We start from the raw sequence: 16,170 nt of genomic DNA on the forward strand, positions 1-16,170 counted from the left end.
TGGGCCAGACTGAACGCATGACCCGCCCCCAGGTGCAGCTGCTGACCCGCGACGGCTGTCCGGTCTGCGTGCAGGTGTACGACCAGCTGACGCAGCTGGCCGCCGAGCTGCGATTCGACCTGCACGCAGTCGACGTCGACGCGGCCGCCGCGGCCGGGGACAGCGCCTGGCGTGCGGAATTCGGTGACCGGCTGCCGGTGGTGCTGCTCGACGGCCGCGAGCACAGCTACTGGGAGGTCGACGAGGCCAGGCTGCGCGCCGATCTGGCGGGTTGATGCGGCGGTCCCAGCTTCGCCTCTCCTCCGTCGCGCCTCGCTGAACCGCCGAATTTGGTGGGCCAGCGCTTTAGCCTCTACCGTGGAGTGAAGTTTGTTCACTGGTGACAGCAAGGAGCGGACCAGGTGATATTGCCGTGAGCGTCCTGCTCTTCGGGGTTTCGCATCGCAGCGCCCCGGTCTCGGTACTCGAGCAGCTCAGCACCGCCGAACCCGATCAGGTCAAGATCGTCGAGCAGGTGCTGGAATCGCCGCTCGTCACCGAGGCGATGATTCTGTCGACCTGCAACCGGGTCGAGATCTACGCCGTCGTCGAGGCGTTCCACGCCGGGCTGTCGGCGATCGGGCAGGTGCTCTCCGAACACTCCGGCATGTCGATGACCGACCTGACCAAGTACGCCTACGTCCGCTACAGCGAGGCCGCCGTCGAGCATCTGTTCTCGGTGGCCAGCGGTCTGGACTCGGCCGTCGTCGGCGAGCAGCAGGTGCTGGGCCAGGTGCGTCGCGCCTACGCCTCCGCGGAGGCCAACAACACCGTCGGCCGGGTGCTGCACGAACTGGCGCAGCGTGCGCTGTCGGTGGGCAAGCGGGTGCACTCCGAAACCGGGATCGACGCCGCCGGCGCCTCGGTGGTGTCAGTCGCCCTGGGGATCGCCGATAAGCAACTGGGCGACAAGGGATTACAGGGGCGGACCGCGGTGGTGATCGGCGCCGGATCGATGGGCGCGCTGTCGGCGGCGCACCTGGCGCGCGCCGGTGTGCAACGCATTCACGTGGTCAACCGCTCGCTGTCACGCGCCCAGCGGCTGGCGCGCAAGATCCGCGACAGTGGCGTCGCCGCGGACGCCGTGGCCCTGGACCGGATGACGGCCACGTTGGCCGACGCCGACGTCGCGGTGTGCTGCACCGGGGCGGTGAGCCCGGTGGTGTCACTGGCCGACGTGCACCACGCACTGGCCGGCGGCAACCGGGACGAGGCGACCCAGCCGCTGGTGATCTGCGATCTGGGCATGCCGCGCGACGTCGACGCCGCGGTCGCCGGGCTGCCCGGGGTGCACGTCATCGACATGGAGCGGATCCAGCGCGAACCGTCGGCGCAGGTCGCCAGCTCCGACACCGACGCCGCCCACAGCATCGTGGCCCGCGAGGTCGCCACCTACCTGGCCGGGCAGCGGATGGCCGAGGTCACCCCGACGGTGACCGCGCTGCGCCAGCGTGCCGCCGACGTGGTCACCGCCGAGTTGCTGCGGCTCGATCACCGGCTGCCGGACCTGGACACCGCCCAGCGCGAGGAGGTGGCGCGCACCGTGCGCCGCGTCGTCGACAAGCTGCTGCACGCCCCCACGGTGCGGGTCAAGCAGCTGGCCAGCTCGCCCGGCGGCGACAGCTACGCCGAAGCGCTTCGCGAGCTCTTCGAGCTCGATCCGACCGCCGTGGACGCGGTCGCGACCGCCGGTGAATTGCCAGTGGTGCCGGACGGGATCGACGTCGGTGCCGAAACCGGGTCGGCCGGGTAGCCGTTTTGGGTGACGTAATCCGTATCGGTACCCGGGCCAGCTTGCTGGCCACCACTCAAGCGGGGACCGTTCGTGACGCCTTGGTGGCCGCCGGTCACCCCGCGGAACTGGTCAAGATCAGCACCACCGGCGACCGCTCATCGGGGCCGATCGCCGAACTCGGGGTGGGGGTGTTCACCGCCGCGCTGCGCGAGGCCATCGTCGACGGCCGGGTCGACGCCGCGGTGCACTCGCACAAGGACCTGCCCACCGCGGACGATCCCCGTTTCGTGCTGGCCGCGATTCCGCCCCGGGAGGACCCCCGGGACGCGCTGGTGGCGCGTGACGGGCTGGTGCTGGGGGAGTTGCCGGCGGGCGCCGTGGTGGGCACGTCAAGCCCGCGACGGGCCGCGCAGCTTAGAGCATTGGGTCTCGGTTTGGAAATTCGCCCCCTACGAGGCAACCTAGATACCAGGTTGAACAGGGTAAGCAGCGGCGAACTCGACGCCATCGTGGTAGCCCGGGCGGGTCTGGCCCGCCTGGGACGTCTCGACGCGGTCACCGAGACGCTGGAACCGGTGCAGATGTTGCCGGCTCCGGCCCAAGGTGCGCTGGCCGTGGAGTGTCGCGCCGGCGATACCGCGCTGGCGGCGTTGCTGGCGGAGTTGGATGACACCGACACCCGCCGCGCGGTTACCGCCGAGCGGACCCTGCTCGCCGAACTGGAGGCGGGTTGTTCCGCACCGGTGGGCGCGATCGCCGAGGTGGTCGAGTCGATCGATGAGGACGGCCGCGTCTTCGACGAGCTGTCGCTGCGCGGGTGCGTGGCGGCGCTGGACGGATCCGACGTGATCCGCGCGTCCGGCATCGGCAGTCCGGACCGAGCCCGGGAACTGGGCGTGTCGGTCGCGGCGGAACTGTTCGAGCTGGGTGCGCGCGAGCTGATGTCGGACGCGCGGTGAAGACAGCCGCGCTCGGAAGTGGCTGAAGTGACTGGGAGTAGGGAATGGCTCGCCAAGTGAGCGTGCGAGGGCAGAAGCCCAAGCCGGGCCGCATCGTATTCGTCGGCTCGGGTCCCGGCGACCCGGGTCTGTTGACGACGCGGGCGCGGACGACGCTGACGAACGCCGCGCTGGTGTTCATCGACCCCGACGTGCCCGAGGCGGTGCTGGGACTGGTCGGTACCGACCTGCCCCCGATCGCCGGGCCGGTGCCGCCGGACCCCAAGGCCGACAAGAACGGCACGGCCCCCGACGGCGCTGAAGGCACCGACGGCACCGACGTCGACGGCACCGACGCCGACGCGGCCGCTGCGACCGTCCCGGGTGGACCCGACATCCGCCCGGCGCTGGGCGAGCCGGCCGAGGTGGCCAAGATCCTGACCGCCGAGGCGCGGTCCGGCGCCGACGTGGTGCGCCTGGTAGCCGGCGACCCGCTCTCGGTCGACGCCGTCATCACCGAGGTCAACGCGGTGGCCCGCACCAATGTGGCATTCGAGATCGTGCCCGGCCTGCCGGCCACCAGCGCGGTGCCGACCTACGCCGGCCTGCCGCTCGGCTCGTCGCACACCGTGGCCGATGTTCGCGACCCGCAGGTGGATTGGGCCGCGCTGGCCGCCGCCCCGGGCCCGCTGATCCTGCAGGCCACCACCTCGCATCTGCCGGAGGCGGCCCGCACCCTGATCGAGTACGGCCTCTCGGATGCCACCCCGTGCGTGGTCACCACGTCCGGCACCACGTGCGCGCAGCGTTCGATCGAGTCCACCCTGGCCGGGCTGACCGAGCCCGCGGCGCTGGCCAGTATCGACCCGGTCATCCTGCCCAACGGTCAGGAGACCACCGCGGGCACGCTGGTGGTGACCATCGGCAAGACCGTCAGCCACCGGTCGAAGCTGAACTGGTGGGAGAGCCGCGCCCTGTACGGCTGGACGGTGCTGGTGCCGCGCACCAAGGACCAGGCCGGTGAGATGAGCGATCGGCTGGTCTCCCACGGCGCCTCGCCGGTGGAGGTGCCCACCATCGCGGTGGAGCCGCCGCGGAGCCCCGCCCAGATGGAAAGGGCCGTCAAGGGTTTGGTGGACGGCCGCTACCAGTGGGTGGTGTTCACCTCGACCAACGCGGTGCGCGCGGTGTGGGAGAAGTTCGGCGAGTTCGGACTGGACGCCCGCGCATTCTCCGGGGTGAAGATCGCCTGCGTCGGCGAAGCCACCGCCGAGCGGGTCCGGGCGTTCGGGATCAGTCCCGAGCTGGTGCCCTCCGGCGAGCAGTCCTCGCTGGGTCTGCTGGATGAATTCCCGCCCTACGACGACGTTTTCGACCCGGTCAACCGGGTATTGCTGCCGCGCGCCGATATCGCCACCGAGACGCTGGCCGAGGGTCTGCGCGAGCGTGGCTGGGAGATCGAGGACGTCACCGCCTACCGCACGGTGCGGGCCGCCCCGCCGCCCGCGACCATCCGGGAGATGATCAAGACCGGTGGGTTCGACGCGGTGTGCTTCACCTCGAGCTCCACGGTGCGCAACCTGGTCGGCATCGCCGGCAAGCCGCACACCCGCACCATCGTGGCCTGCATCGGTCCCAAGACCGCCGAGACGGCAGCCGAATTCGGGCTGCGGGTGGATGTGCAGCCGGAGACGGCCGCGGTGGGCCCGCTGGTCGACGCGCTGGCCGAGCACGCCGCCCGGCTGCGGGCCGAGGGTGCCCTGCCACCGCCGCGGAAGAAGAGCCGCAGGCGATGATCCAGCTCGCGTTGACTCTGCGCCCACGGCGCAAAAGTGCGAGTAACCCCCGCCCTCAGCGCAGAGTCAACGTATGAGAGAGCGTCCGCGCCGGCTGCGCTCCACGCCCGCGCTGCGCCGCCTGGTCGCGCAGACCTCGTTGGAGCCAAGGCATCTGGTGTTGCCGATGTTCGTCGCCGACGGCATCGACGAGCCCAGGCCGATCGTCTCCATGCCCGGCGTGGTTCAGCACACCCGCGATTCGCTGCGCGCCGCGGCTGCTGACGCGGTGGCCGCCGGAGTGGGCGGTCTGATGCTGTTCGGGGTGCCGGCAGAGGCGGACAAGGACAGCACCGGTTCCGCGGGCATCGACCCCGACGGCATCCTCAACACCGCGCTGCGCGACCTGGCCGCGGAACTCGGTGATGCCACCGTGCTGATGGCCGACACCTGTCTGGACGAATTCACCGACCACGGCCACTGCGGGGTGCTCGACGGCCGCGGCCGGGTGGACAATGACACCACCCTGGCCCGCTACACCGAACTTGCTGTGGCACAGGCAGATGCCGGTGCTCACGTGGTGAGCCCCAGCGGCATGATGGACGGCCAGGTCGCCGCGATCCGGGACGGGCTCGACGCCGCCGGGCACAGCGACACGGTGATCCTGGCCTACGCGGCGAAGTTCGCCTCGGCGTTCTACGGTCCGTTCCGCGACGCCGTCGCCTCCAGCCTGGAGGGGGACCGCCGCACCTATCAGCAGGAGCCCGGCAACGCCCGTGAGGCCCTGCGCGAGGTCACCCTGGACCTGGCCGAAGGCGCCGACATCGTGATGGTCAAGCCGGCCATGGGGTACCTGGACGTGATCGCCGCTGCGGCCGCGGTGTCACCGGTTCCGGTGGCCGCCTACCAGGTGTCGGGGGAGTACGCGATGATCGCGGCGGCGGCCGCCCACGGCTGGGTCGACGGGCGGGCCGCCGCACTGGAGTCGCTGATCGGGATCCGGCGCGCGGGCGCTGACATCGTGCTGAGCTACTGGGCGGCCGAAGCGGCCGGCTGGCTGACGTGACCGGGCCGCAGATCGGGTCGCAGCCACCGGCGGCGGCCCCGCCCGCCCGTCCGGCGGATGTCGACACCGGGTTCTGGCTGTGGCTGGCCGCCCTGCCGTTGATGACGATCGGCTACGTGGTGAGCCTGCTGGCCTCCCCGGAGATCGCCGACATGCCGGTGACCTACCCGATCGTCGGGCTGACCGCGCTGGTGGTGGTCGTGGTGGTGGCCACCTTCCTGGTGCTGATGCGCTCCGGGTACCGCTGGGCGCGCACCGGATTGACCGGCGGTGCGATCGGCTCGGTGGCCTACGCGGTGAGCGGGCTGTCGCACGCCGACGCGCGGCCGGCGGTCGCGGTCACCCTCGCCGTCACCGGCATCGTGGGCTCGGTGCTGCTCGCCGCGGGAACCTTCCTGCTGCACCGCGGCGACGCCCAGGAGTACTTCACCCGGTAAGCGGGGGCGCGGTCGCGGCAGACTGGGGTGATGGATCCGGTTGAGGCACTGCGCCAGATCGCGTTCTACAAGGACCGGGCCCGCGAGGACCCGCGTCGGGTGATGGCCTACCGCCGCGCCGCCGACGTCGTCGAGGCGCTGGACGACGACGAGCGGCGCCGCCATGGCGTGGCCGAGAGCTGGCAGTCCCTGCCGGGCATCGGACCGAAGACCGCCGCGGTGATCGCGCAGGCCTGGGCCGGCGCTGAACCCGACACCCTGGTGCGGTTGCGCGAGGAGGCGGCGGATCTGGGTGGCGGGGCGTTGCGGGCGGCGTTGCGCGGGGACCTGCACCTGCATTCGGACTGGTCGGACGGCTCGGCGCCGATCGAGGAGATGATGGCCACCGCGGTGGCGCTGGGGCATGACTACTGTGCATTGACCGACCATTCCCCGCGGCTGACCATCGCCAACGGGCTCTCACCGCAGCGGCTACGCCACCAACTGGAGGTGATCGACGGGCTGCGGGAGCGCTTTGCGCCGCTGCGGATCCTGACCGGCATCGAGGTCGACATCCTCGACGACGGCAGCCTGGATCAGGAGCCGGAGTTGCTGGAGCGCCTCGATGTGGTGGTGGCCAGCGTGCATTCCAAGCTGGCGATGGAGTCGGGCGCGATGACGCGGCGGATGGTGCGCGCGGTCTGTAATCCGCGGGTCAACGTGCTCGGGCACTGCACCGGGCGGCTGGTCACCGGTGGACGCGGCCAGCGGCCGGAGTCGCAGTTCGATGCGGAGGCGGTGTTCACCGCCTGCCGCGAACAGGACACCGCAGTCGAGATCAACTGCCGCCCGGAACGACGCGACCCACCAACCCGACTGCTGCACCTGGCGCATGAGTTGGGGTGTCTGTTCAGCATCGACACCGACGCACACGCCCCCGGCCAGCTCGACTTCCTCGGCTTCGGCGCCCAGCGCGCGCTTGACGCCGGGATTGCGGCCGAGCGGATCGTCAACACCTGGCCGGCCGAGGAGCTGCTGGCCTGGGCGGCGGCCCGAGAGTCCAGGTGAAAGATCCGCCGCTTTTTCGCCTAGCCGCGCCGCCTGACTTAGCTGAAGATGCCCCGAATACCACCGGGTCGTGGTCCCGCGACGGGCGGCCTAGCGCCGCGTTAGGCTGACCCGACATGTCTGAACCCGCGCCGACCGCCCAGCCGGCACCGCTGTTCTTCGAATGCGGTGCCAGCTGGTGGTGGGTGCTGTTCGGTCCGGTCGCAGCGGGGCTGCTGCTGTTGATCCAGAACTCCGGCGGCTATGGATACCAGCCGCTGATGCCCGCCGTGTTGATGGTGCTGGTCTCCACCATGTTGGCCATCCAGGTGAAGGCGGCCCGCATCCACACCTCGGTCGAGCTGACCGCAACCACGCTGCGGCAGGGCACCGAGACGCTCCGGATCGCCGACATCGTCATGATCTACCCCGAGGCCAAGCGGCCCACCGGCTGGGGCAAGCCCCAACCGGAGAAGTGGCAGGAAGCCCGGGCGCTGGGTGAGTTGCGTGGGGTGCCGCGCCGCCGGGTGGGGATCGGGCTGCGCCTGACCGGGCGGCGCACGGTCCAGGCCTGGGCGCGGGACCACCGCAGGCTACGAGCGGCGCTGACCGACCTGGTTCCCGAGGCGGTCCCGCCCGGCGCACTCATCGAACCGGACCTCGACGACGACGCCGAAGAATCGTCGTGGTGAGGGCCCCGATCGTGCGGGCGCTCGCCGAGCTCGTCCTGGCCGTGGCCGCGGCGGTGGGTTGCGCCGCGAGCTGGCTCAACGTGCGCTATCTGGTGCTGGTCGCGCCGGTGATCGACGGCGAACCGGCCACCACCTCGGTGACCTACCACCCTCGGATGTTGCTGTTGGTGCTGCTGTTGGCGACGGCCGCCGGTGTGCTGGCGGTGATCGGCACGGCCCGGCTACGCCGTGCTCAGCGTCACGCTGAGCCCATATACCCCGTGGGGGTATCATCGGCGGGGTGATCACCACTGACCTCGAACTGCGTGGAATGACCTGTGCGTCGTGTGCGGCGCGAGTGGAGCGCGGCCTGAACGCACTCGACGGGGTGCACGCCACGGTGAACCTGGCGGTCGAACGCGCCCACGTCGAACACGACTCGAGCGTCTCGGCCGACGACCTCGTGCTGGCCGTGGAATCCGCCGGCTACCAGGCCGTGGTGCTCGGCGCGGCCCACGAGCACTCGGCTGACCACGCCGCCGGACATGGCGATACGCCGGCCGCGCAACTGCGCCCCCGGCTGATCGGCGCGGCGCTGCTGGCCGTCCCCGTCGTCGCGCTGTCGATGGTGATGGCCTGGCAGTTCGCCGGCTGGGGCTGGGTGGCGTTGGCGCTGACCACCCCGATCGTGGTGTGGGGCGGCTATCCGTTCCACCGGGCCGCGCTGCGCACCGCCGCCCACGGTGCCGCCACCATGGACACCCTGGTCTCGCTGGGCACGCTGGCGGCCTACCTGTGGTCGGTGGTCGCGGTCGTCACCGGATCGGGTCACCTGTATTTCGAGGTGGCGGCGGTGGTCACGGTCTTCCTGCTGGCCGGCCGCTACGCCGAGGCGCACGCCAAACGCTCGGCGGGTGCGGCGCTGCGCGCACTGCTGGAACTGGGCGCCAAGGACGCCGCGGTGATGCGGCGCGGCGATGACGGACTCAAGGAGACCCGGGTGCCGATCGCCGAGCTGCGGGTCGGTGACGTGATCGTGGTCCGGCCCGGGGAGCGGGTCGCCACCGACGGCGTCGTCATCGACGGCAGCACCGCGCTGGACACCTCGGCGATGACCGGCGAGTCGCTGCCCGTCGACGTCACCGAAGGCGACCCGGTGCTGGGCGGCTCGCTCAACACCACCGGGCTGGTGCTGGTCCGCGCCACCAAGGTGGGTGCCGACACCCAGCTGGCCCGGATGGCCAAGCTGGTCACCGACGCCCAGGCCGGCAAGGCGTCCATCCAGCGGCTGGCCGACCGGGTATCGGCGGTGTTCGTACCGGTGGTGCTGGTGATCGCGGCGCTCACGCTGGCCGGGTGGCTTTTGGCCGGGCAATCCGCCGCGGCGGCCTTCACGGCGGCGGTCGCGGTGCTGATCATCGCCTGCCCGTGCGCACTGGGGCTGGCCACGCCGACCGCGATCCTGGTCGGCACCGGCCGCGGCGCTCAGCTGGGCATCCTGATCAAGAACCCGCAGGTGCTGGAGGCCGTCAAGGACATCGACACCGTGGTGCTGGACAAGACCGGAACGGTCACCACCGGCGTGATGGCCGTCGCCGGCCTCGCGGTCAACCGCGGGGAGGATCCCGACACGGTACTGGCCCGCGCCGCCGCCGTCGAAGCGGCGTCTGAGCACCCGATCGCCGCGGCCATCGTCGCCGGGGCGAAAGCGGCCGGGCTTGCGATCGGCCGGGTGACCGACTTCGCCAGCCGGCCCGGCCACGGGGTGACCGGGGTGGTCGACGGGGTGCGGGTGGAGATCACCCGGTCGGCTGCCGCGCACCAGACCGGGACAGCGGTCGAGGTGTCCTGGGACGGCCGGGAGCGCGGCACGATCACGCTGACCGACACGGTGCGGCCCAGCAGTGCGGCCGCGGTGGCCGAACTCAAGGCCATGGGCATCACCCCGGTGCTGCTCACCGGCGACGGCGCGGCGGTGGCGCGCAAGGTGGCCGGCGAGGTCGGCATCGACCCGGCCCACGTCATCGCCAATGTGCTGCCCGCGGACAAGGCCGACGCCGTCAAGAGCCTGCAGGCCCAGGGCCACCGGGTGGCCATGGTCGGCGACGGCGTCAACGACTCGGTGGCCCTGGCCACCGCCGATATCGGTATGGCGATGGGCACCGGTACCGACGCCGCCATCGAGGCCGGTGATCTGACCCTGGTGCGGGGTGATCTTTGCACCGTTCCGACCGCACTGCGGCTCTCGGCGCGTACGCTCCGAATCATCCGGCAGAACCTCATCTGGGCGTTCGGTTACAACGTCGCCGCGATACCGCTGGCGGCGGCGGGGCTGCTCAACCCGATGATCGCAGGCGCGGCGATGGCCGCCTCGTCGGTTCTGGTGGTGACGAACAGCCTGCGGCTGCGGGCGTTTCGATAGACCGGAGGAGGTCTGAAGGTGAGGATCGTTTTGTCGGCGTCTATCGCCGTTTGTTCAGTGGTGCTCGCCGCACCGGCCCTGGCTGACCCGGCCAACCCCGACCCGTTCAGCCCCAGCGACTGTATTGCCAACGCGAGTGCGGTCTGCAACGTCGGTCCCTACGGCCCTAACAGCCTGACCAATCCGGCCAACATCGACAGCCCGCTGAATCCGGCGAACCCGGCCAACATCGACAGCCCGATGAACATCGACAACCCGGCCAACATCGACAGCCCGATGAATCCGATGAATCCGATGAACCCGATGAACACGCCCTGATCCGACAACCGCTGACGATGCCGGCAGCGGGATAGGCCCGAATCAGGAATCCAGCCAAGCCAACTCGGCCGGCAGCTGCGCACGCCAGTAGGTCACGTCGTGTCCGCCCTGGGTGAACCCGCCCGCCGGCCGCGGATTCAACTGACTGACAAAGTGATTGGTCGCGTAGTAGAAGGTGTCCGACGTTCCGCAGTCGACCCGCAGCGGAATCGACGCCAGCCGGGGCGCCAGGCTGAAAACTGAATTCGTCCGCCAGTCATCGACGCTGTCGAATGCCCCGGCGGGCGCGCCGAAGTAGGTCATATAGATCGCCGGGCTGATCGCGCAGATGCCGGCGGTGCGGGCCGGGCCCAGCCGGGTGCCCAGCAGCATCGCGCCGTAGCCGCCCATCGACCAGCCCATGAACGCGACCCGCGAGGTGTCGATGCCCTTGTCGGCCAGCATCGGAAGCAATTCGTTGAGCACCATCGCCCCGGAGTCGTGGCCGGAACTGTGCGGGCGCCAGTAGGTGTTGCCGCCGTCGACCGCCACCACCGCGAACGGTGGCCGGCCCGAGGCGGTCAGTTTCGCCAGCTCCTCCTCGACCCCCAGATCCATCACCCAGGCCGCGTCGCCGTCCTTGCAGTGCAGGGCGATCACCGGCCGCAGCGGCGCGGTCTGCCCCGGTGGCCGGGCGATGATCCAGTTGGTCTCCAGCCCGCCGCGGGCCGCCGACACGAACGACCCGGACTCGCGGGTGGGGTAGGCGTTCCCGGTCGCCCGGGCCTCCGCCGACAGCAACGTGCCCGCTCCCAACAGACCCGCCGCACCGACCCCAAGGCGCAGTGCAGCCCGGCGGGTCAGATCAGCCATGACAGCAATCATCTCGTGCCCGCGCACCGCGGTTGGACAGGCACGCCGCAGCGTCGGTCAGGTTGCTGCCGGCTCGCCGGGGTCCTCCGGTGCCGGGGGCTGGCCGAACTGCTCGCGGAACGCCTCCACCGTGTAGCTCACCACGGTCGCCTCCCGGGGCGCGCGGACCGTCGCCGAACGCGGGATACGGACCATCGGCCCCAGCTGCCCCGGGTAGTGGTCCGGTTTGCCGATCTTGAGCAGGCCGCCGCCGGCGTCCGAGGACTCCGGTGCGATCTCCACCTCGCCCTCGGTGACGACGTAGATCAGATCCTCTACGGTGCCCTGCTCCAGCAGCACCGCTCCGGGCCCCAACCGCACCGGGGCCTGCTGGGCGCGTGCCGGGGCCGGCGCCGCGGTCGGCGACAGCTGGATGACGATGTCGGCGAGCGGCACGATCCGGGTGTCGTGGGTGGCGACCACCACGACGCGGTCACCGGCGGCGAGCACCCGCAGCAGTTGCACCACTTCGCCGGCCCGGACGAAATCGAGTTGTGCGGTGGGTTCGTCGGCCAGGATCAGCGGCGGGTCCAGGGCCAGCGCGCGGGCCACCGCCACCCGCTGCTGCTGGCCGCCGCTGAGCTGGCCGGGCCGGTGATCGGTCCGGTCGGCCAGGCCGACCCGGGTGAGCAGATCCCGGGCCCGCTCCTGGGCGGACCACTGCGTCCACCCGGCCGCCCACATCGGCACCATCACGTTCTCCAGCGCGGTCAGGCTCGGCACCAGGTTGAACGCCTGGAAGACGATCCCGACGGTGCGCCGACGGTAGGAGGTGATCTCCCGGCGGCTCAGTCCGGTGACATCGGTGGCGCCGAACCGGATCTCGCCGCTGGTCGGGCTCAGGATGCCGCCCAGGCAGGACAACAGCGTGGTCTTGCCGCATCCGCTGGGGCCGAGCACAACCACCAGCGATCCGGCCGGAATCTCCAGGCTCAGACCGTGAATCGGGCGGATCGGTTCCCCGCCGCCGGTGGCGTATTCGATGACCAGATCCTTGATCCGCAGGTCGCCCATGGCTTAGGGACCCCCGAACGCCAGCACCGGGTCGATGGCCACCGCGTGGCGCAGGCCCGCCAGGCTGGCCAGCAGACCGATGCCCACCGCGGTCAGCACCAGCAAAGCGAACGACGACGTCGTCACCGCCACCAGCATCGGAAACGCCGGCCCGATCGCCACCGCCAGCACGCCGCCGAGCACCGCCGCGGCCACCGCCACGGCCACCGCCTGCAGCGCCAGCCCGGCCAACACCATCCATGTCGTGACCCCCAGCGCCTTGAACACCGCGAAGTCGCGGGTGCGCTCCAGCGCCGACAGGTAGATCAGCGAGCCCACGATCAGTGCGGCCACTCCCCACAGCAGCACCGACATGTAGGACAGCGCCATCTGTGCTCCGGCCAGCGGGCGCACCATGTCGTCGACGGCGGCGGCGCGGTCCACCACCCGGTAGCCCTCCGGCACCGTCGCCGGGGTGCCCCGCAGGCCGATCGCCGAGGCCACCGGTTGCCCGGAGTACATCAGCCGCTGGGCGCCCGACACGGTCAGGAAGGCATTGGGTTGACCGGCCAGTGTGGTGGACTTCTCGACCAGCCCGACGATCCGCAATTTGCCCGCGCCCAGTTCCACCTCGTCGCCGACGGCCCGTTTGAGCGTGGTGGACATCGCGATCTCGTTGGGCTCGGTCGGGGCGCGCCCCGAGCTGATCGGCGGCATCGCCGCCTTGGGGACGCCGTAGATGTTGACGTTCTGCGGCGACTCGCCGTCCTGCAGGATGGTGTTGCCGTAGACCACCGGCAGCGCCGCTTCGACGCCGGCGATGCGGGCGACATCGCCCGCCTCCTTCTGCGGAAACCGCGATGATCCCATGAACGGACCGACCGCGGCCGTCTGAATCAGGTAGCTGTCGATACCCAGCGAATCGACCACGTGCTCCGCCTCGACGCGGAAGCCGTGGGTCAGCCCGGCCAGCACCAGGGTCAGCGCGAACACCATCGCGGTGCCGACAGCGGCGACGATGAACCGACGCAGCCGCCACTGCAGGTCCCGCAAGGCGGTGATCAGCATCCGCACGCGCGCATGTTATCGCAGCGTGTGCCTGTGACCGCCATCTCGGCAGGTGGGGCCGGTCGTCCTCCGCAAATCCGGAATCGCAGGCCACCGGCGTGGTTTTCGGCTAGAAATACACACACGCCGGTTTGCCCAGGGAAGGGGTCAGTGGATGAATTTCGCTGCCCTGCCGCCCGAGGTCAATTCGTTGCGGATCTACACCGGCCCCGGCTCCACGCCGATGCGGGCGGCCGCCGCGGCCTGGAGCGGGCTGGCCGCCGAACTGCATGCCGCGGTCACCTCCTACGAAGCGGTGATCGCCGAGCTGACCGGCCAGTCGTGGCTGGGGCCGGCGTCGGTGGCGCTGACCCGGTCCGCCGCGCGATACGCGGCATGGATGGCCGCCACCGCGGCACAGGTCGACCAGACCGCGGCGCAGGCCAACGCGGCGGCTGCGGCTTACGAGGCGGCGTTCAGTGCAACGGTGCCGCCCACGGTGGTGGCCGCCAACCGCGCCCGGCTGATGCTGCTGGTCGCCACCAACGTGCTGGGGACCAACACCGCGGCGATCGCCGCCACCGAGGCCGAGTACGCCGAGATGTGGGCGCAGGACGCCGCCGCGATGTACGCCTACGCCGCCGCGTCGGCGGCCGCGGCCGGGCTGGCGCCGTTTCCGGAGCCACCGCAGACCAGCAATCCGGCCGGCCCGGCCGGTCAGGCCGCCGCGACCGGCGCAGCCGAAGCGAACTCGTCGTCGTCGAACATCCAGGCGCTGCTGAGCCAGCTGGCCTCGGGCATCCTGGGCACCCAGAACAACTCGCTGGCCCAGGCCGGGGTGGGAGCGGCGACCGTCGCCGGGCCGGCCCAGGGCCTGGCCGACCTGATCACGCTGCCCAGCATCAGTGACATCGTGGGGCTCAGCGCGGCGCAGGTGGTCTCGCTGGTGCTGTCCGGGGGAGCCTGGATCGCGGCGGACGCCAGCACCCGCGAGATCCTCTATGAGCAGGATCAGCTCCGGATGGTGGAGTACGAGATCCTGCACAACATCGACCTGTTCTCACCGCTGACCCCGTCACGGCCGAATGTGCCCGGCGTATCGGCGGCGCTGTCGGCGGCCATGGGTGAGGCGGTCACGGCCGGCAACCTGTCGGTGCCGATCAACTGGGCCGCCAACGCCCCGGAGATCCGCAGCCTGTCCTACACCAAGCCGCTGGCCGGCCCGGCCCTCGGCGGGGCTCCGGCGGCCTCGCTCGCCGGCGCCGGAAGTGCGTTCAGCCAGATGGCGCTGGCGGGCATGGGCGGTAGCGCGCTGGCCGGGTCGGTCAGTCGCGGGCGCGGCGGTGCCGATGCCACCGACGCTGCGGCGCGGGTCCAGACGCCGCAACGCGCCGCCGGCTCACCCGCCGACGCCGGCGCGGGTGAGGCCGACGGCGACGGCACGCCCGGGCCGTCGATGATGGGCATCGCCGCGGAGATCCGCGAATTCGCCGAGCTGCGCGACCGCGGATTGATCACCAACGACGAGTACAACGAGCAGAAGATGCGGCTGCTGGGTCGCTGAGCGGTCAGCCCGGCTCGGCCGAGTGGGGTGGCTCCCAGGTGTGCGGCAGCATCGGGACCGTCGGACCGGTGCCCGTGGTGGTGTCCACCATGGTGGTCAATCCCGTTACTGCGGAATCGCTTTCACGTTCCGCGGTGCCCGCGAAGCCCAGCGGGCCCGCCCCGCTGGCCGATTCGGCAGCCATGGCGGCATCCGAGTCGAGGTACTCGTAGCGGTTGCCGGGATCGGTCAACGTTTCACGGTGCCGCCGCCGGCGGGCCTGCCTCGTCGTGGCGGCGGCGGTCGCGGTGGCTGCGGGGGCCTGCGACCGCTGGCTCGCCGCGGGTGCGGGCAGGCGCATCTTGGCCGGTGCCCCGAGGGACGGACCGCCACCGACCAGATACGGCAACGCCGCGCCCTCGGCTCCGGTGACCGGCGGCGGCAGCACCGGGATGCCCCCGCCCGCGGTGACCGCGGGGGCCAGGGTCGGCGGGGCCATCGCCGGGGGAGCCGCCGGGGCCGGCGCGGGTGGGGCCGCTACAGCGGCCGGCGCGGCGGCCGGGACCACCGCCGGCGGGTTGGGGGCCGGCAGCGCCGGTGCGGCGGGGACGTTGATGCCGGTCAGGCCGGCCAGTCCGGCGACACCGGCGACGCCGGCCAGCGGTGCGGCCGGTGCGATCAGGGCGAGCATCGTCTCGGTCAGCGCCGTCACGGTCGGCGCCATCCCGAGCACGATCTCCCCGGCATAGTGCGGGGCGATCGTCATCAGCACCGGGTCGCTGATCAGACTGGTGAGCGGATTGTTGCTGGACAGGTCGGCCTGAATGGCCTCGTTGATCTCGGCGATGCGGGTGGTCCACCAGCTCTCCTGGTAGATGTTGCCGAAGTCCTGGGTGGGCGCCTGGTCGTTGCGGTGGTGGTGGTCGCGATGCTGTGGCGTGTCGGGGTTGAGCACCGTCGGCGCGGTCGCCGCCGCCGGGGACGAGGCCACCGCGGCACCGGCCACCGCCTGATACGTCGACATCGTGGTGGCCGCCTGCACCCACATCCGGGTGTAGTCGGCCTCGTTGACGGCGATCGGAATCGCGTTGACCCCAAAGAAGTTCGTCGCCACCAGCACCGCGTGGACGGCGTGGTTGGCGGCCAGCTCGGCCAGGGTGGGCATCGTGGCCAGCGCGGAGGTGTAGGCCGTGGCGGCGGTCTGGTGCTGGCGGGCCAGCGTCATGGCGTCGGCGCCGGCCTTGGTCAGCCAGGCCAGGTAGGGCACGT

General features: G+C 71.3%; 16 protein-coding genes. 12 read left to right on the plus strand and 4 right to left on the minus strand.

Annotated elements, in window-relative coordinates:
- Window positions 1-17 precede the first annotated feature (17 nt).
- The 11 genes from A5694_RS16290 to A5694_RS16340 all read left to right on the plus strand — a co-directional run bounded on the left by A5694_RS16290 (window position 18) and on the right by A5694_RS16340 (window position 10,427).
- Window positions 18-275 carry a glutaredoxin family protein gene (locus A5694_RS16290; RefSeq protein ID WP_064923014.1) on the plus strand — a complete coding sequence of 86 codons (258 nt, stop codon included), beginning with the start codon at window positions 18-20 and terminating at the stop codon, window positions 273-275.
- A 137-nt stretch (window positions 276-412) separates the two neighbouring features.
- Window positions 413-1,792, plus strand: a complete 1,380-nt coding sequence (locus A5694_RS16295) for a glutamyl-tRNA reductase (RefSeq protein ID WP_064923016.1) — start codon at window positions 413-415, stop codon at window positions 1,790-1,792.
- 5 nt (window positions 1,793-1,797) lie between these two features.
- On the plus strand, window positions 1,798-2,733 hold the full coding sequence (gene hemC / locus A5694_RS16300) for a hydroxymethylbilane synthase (protein WP_064923018.1): 936 nt from the start codon (window positions 1,798-1,800) through the stop codon (window positions 2,731-2,733).
- A 44-nt stretch (window positions 2,734-2,777) separates the two neighbouring features.
- Window positions 2,778-4,508 (plus strand): uroporphyrinogen-III synthase, encoded by a 1,731-nt coding sequence (locus A5694_RS16305; RefSeq protein WP_064923020.1) that lies wholly within the window; start codon window positions 2,778-2,780, stop codon window positions 4,506-4,508.
- 73 nt (window positions 4,509-4,581) lie between these two features.
- Entirely contained in the window at window positions 4,582-5,553 is a 972-nt protein-coding gene (gene hemB / locus A5694_RS16310; protein ID WP_064923022.1) for a porphobilinogen synthase, read from the plus strand.
- On the plus strand, window positions 5,550-5,990 hold the full coding sequence (locus A5694_RS16315; protein ID WP_064923024.1) for a hypothetical protein: 441 nt from the start codon (window positions 5,550-5,552) through the stop codon (window positions 5,988-5,990). The genes hemB and A5694_RS16315 overlap by 4 nt, the downstream gene beginning before the upstream one ends.
- A gap of 30 nt (window positions 5,991-6,020) precedes the next feature.
- Window positions 6,021-7,037 carry a PHP domain-containing protein gene (locus A5694_RS16320; RefSeq protein WP_064923040.1) on the plus strand — a complete coding sequence of 339 codons (1,017 nt, stop codon included), beginning with the start codon at window positions 6,021-6,023 and terminating at the stop codon, window positions 7,035-7,037.
- Between the two features lie 116 nt (window positions 7,038-7,153).
- Window positions 7,154-7,708 (plus strand): hypothetical protein, encoded by a 555-nt coding sequence (locus A5694_RS16325; RefSeq protein WP_064923026.1) that lies wholly within the window; start codon window positions 7,154-7,156, stop codon window positions 7,706-7,708.
- Window positions 7,702-7,992 (plus strand): hypothetical protein, encoded by a 291-nt coding sequence (locus A5694_RS16330; protein WP_082952706.1) that lies wholly within the window; start codon window positions 7,702-7,704, stop codon window positions 7,990-7,992. The genes A5694_RS16325 and A5694_RS16330 overlap by 7 nt, the downstream gene beginning before the upstream one ends.
- Window positions 7,993-8,018: 26 nt before the next feature.
- A complete protein-coding gene (locus A5694_RS16335) occupies window positions 8,019-10,109 on the plus strand; it encodes a heavy metal translocating P-type ATPase (protein ID WP_064923044.1) in 2,091 nt (696 codons plus the stop codon).
- 18 nt (window positions 10,110-10,127) lie between these two features.
- The gene (locus tag A5694_RS16340; RefSeq protein ID WP_064923028.1) at window positions 10,128-10,427 is read left to right on the plus strand and encodes a hypothetical protein; all 300 of its coding nucleotides are present in this window, start codon (window positions 10,128-10,130) and stop codon (window positions 10,425-10,427) included.
- 42 nt (window positions 10,428-10,469) lie between these two features.
- On the opposite strand, the gene A5694_RS16345 is transcribed toward A5694_RS16340, so the two are convergent.
- The 3 genes from A5694_RS16345 to A5694_RS16355 are packed head-to-tail and all read right to left on the minus strand — an operon-like array spanning window position 10,470 to window position 13,379.
- Complete coding sequence (locus A5694_RS16345) at window positions 10,470-11,288, minus strand: alpha/beta hydrolase (protein WP_419179733.1); 819 nt, start codon at window positions 11,286-11,288, stop codon at window positions 10,470-10,472.
- A 48-nt stretch (window positions 11,289-11,336) separates the two neighbouring features.
- Complete coding sequence (locus tag A5694_RS16350) at window positions 11,337-12,332, minus strand: ATP-binding cassette domain-containing protein (RefSeq protein ID WP_064923030.1); 996 nt, start codon at window positions 12,330-12,332, stop codon at window positions 11,337-11,339.
- Between the two features lie 3 nt (window positions 12,333-12,335).
- Entirely contained in the window at window positions 12,336-13,379 is a 1,044-nt protein-coding gene (locus A5694_RS16355; RefSeq protein ID WP_064923032.1) for an ABC transporter permease, read from the minus strand.
- Between the two features lie 154 nt (window positions 13,380-13,533).
- On the opposite strand from A5694_RS16355, the gene A5694_RS25115 reads away from it, so the two are divergent.
- Complete coding sequence (locus A5694_RS25115) at window positions 13,534-14,922, plus strand: PPE family protein, SVP subgroup (protein ID WP_064923034.1); 1,389 nt, start codon at window positions 13,534-13,536, stop codon at window positions 14,920-14,922.
- Window positions 14,923-14,926: 4 nt separating this feature from the next.
- On the opposite strand, the gene A5694_RS16365 is transcribed toward A5694_RS25115, so the two are convergent.
- Window positions 14,927-16,170: PPE domain-containing protein (locus A5694_RS16365; protein ID WP_131809610.1), on the minus strand; the 1,244-nt coding region annotated here is incomplete at its 5' end.

The sequence above is a fragment of the Mycolicibacter sinensis genome (assembly GCF_001667945.1).
In the GTDB taxonomy this organism is placed as follows: domain Bacteria; phylum Actinomycetota; class Actinomycetes; order Mycobacteriales; family Mycobacteriaceae; genus Mycobacterium; species Mycobacterium sinense_B.

Bases quoted from the DNA above. Each gene is read 5' to 3' on its own strand.
- A5694_RS16290 (WP_064923014.1), top strand. From the start codon at position 18: ATGACCCGCCCCCAGGTGCAGCTGCTGACCCGCGACGGCTGTCCGGTC.
- A5694_RS16305 (WP_064923020.1), top strand. From the start codon at position 2,778: ATGGCTCGCCAAGTGAGCGTGCGAGGGCAGAAGCCCAAGCCGGGCCGC.
- hemB (WP_064923022.1), top strand. From the start codon at position 4,582: ATGAGAGAGCGTCCGCGCCGGCTGCGCTCCACGCCCGCGCTGCGCCGC.
- A5694_RS16320 (WP_064923040.1), top strand. From the start codon at position 6,021: ATGGATCCGGTTGAGGCACTGCGCCAGATCGCGTTCTACAAGGACCGG.
- A5694_RS16325 (WP_064923026.1), top strand. From the start codon at position 7,154: ATGTCTGAACCCGCGCCGACCGCCCAGCCGGCACCGCTGTTCTTCGAA.
- A5694_RS16335 (WP_064923044.1), top strand. From the start codon at position 8,019: ATGACCTGTGCGTCGTGTGCGGCGCGAGTGGAGCGCGGCCTGAACGCA.
- A5694_RS16350 (WP_064923030.1), bottom strand. From the start codon at position 12,332: ATGGGCGACCTGCGGATCAAGGATCTGGTCATCGAATACGCCACCGGC.
- A5694_RS16355 (WP_064923032.1), bottom strand. From the start codon at position 13,379: ATGCTGATCACCGCCTTGCGGGACCTGCAGTGGCGGCTGCGTCGGTTC.
- A5694_RS25115 (WP_064923034.1), top strand. From the start codon at position 13,534: ATGAATTTCGCTGCCCTGCCGCCCGAGGTCAATTCGTTGCGGATCTAC.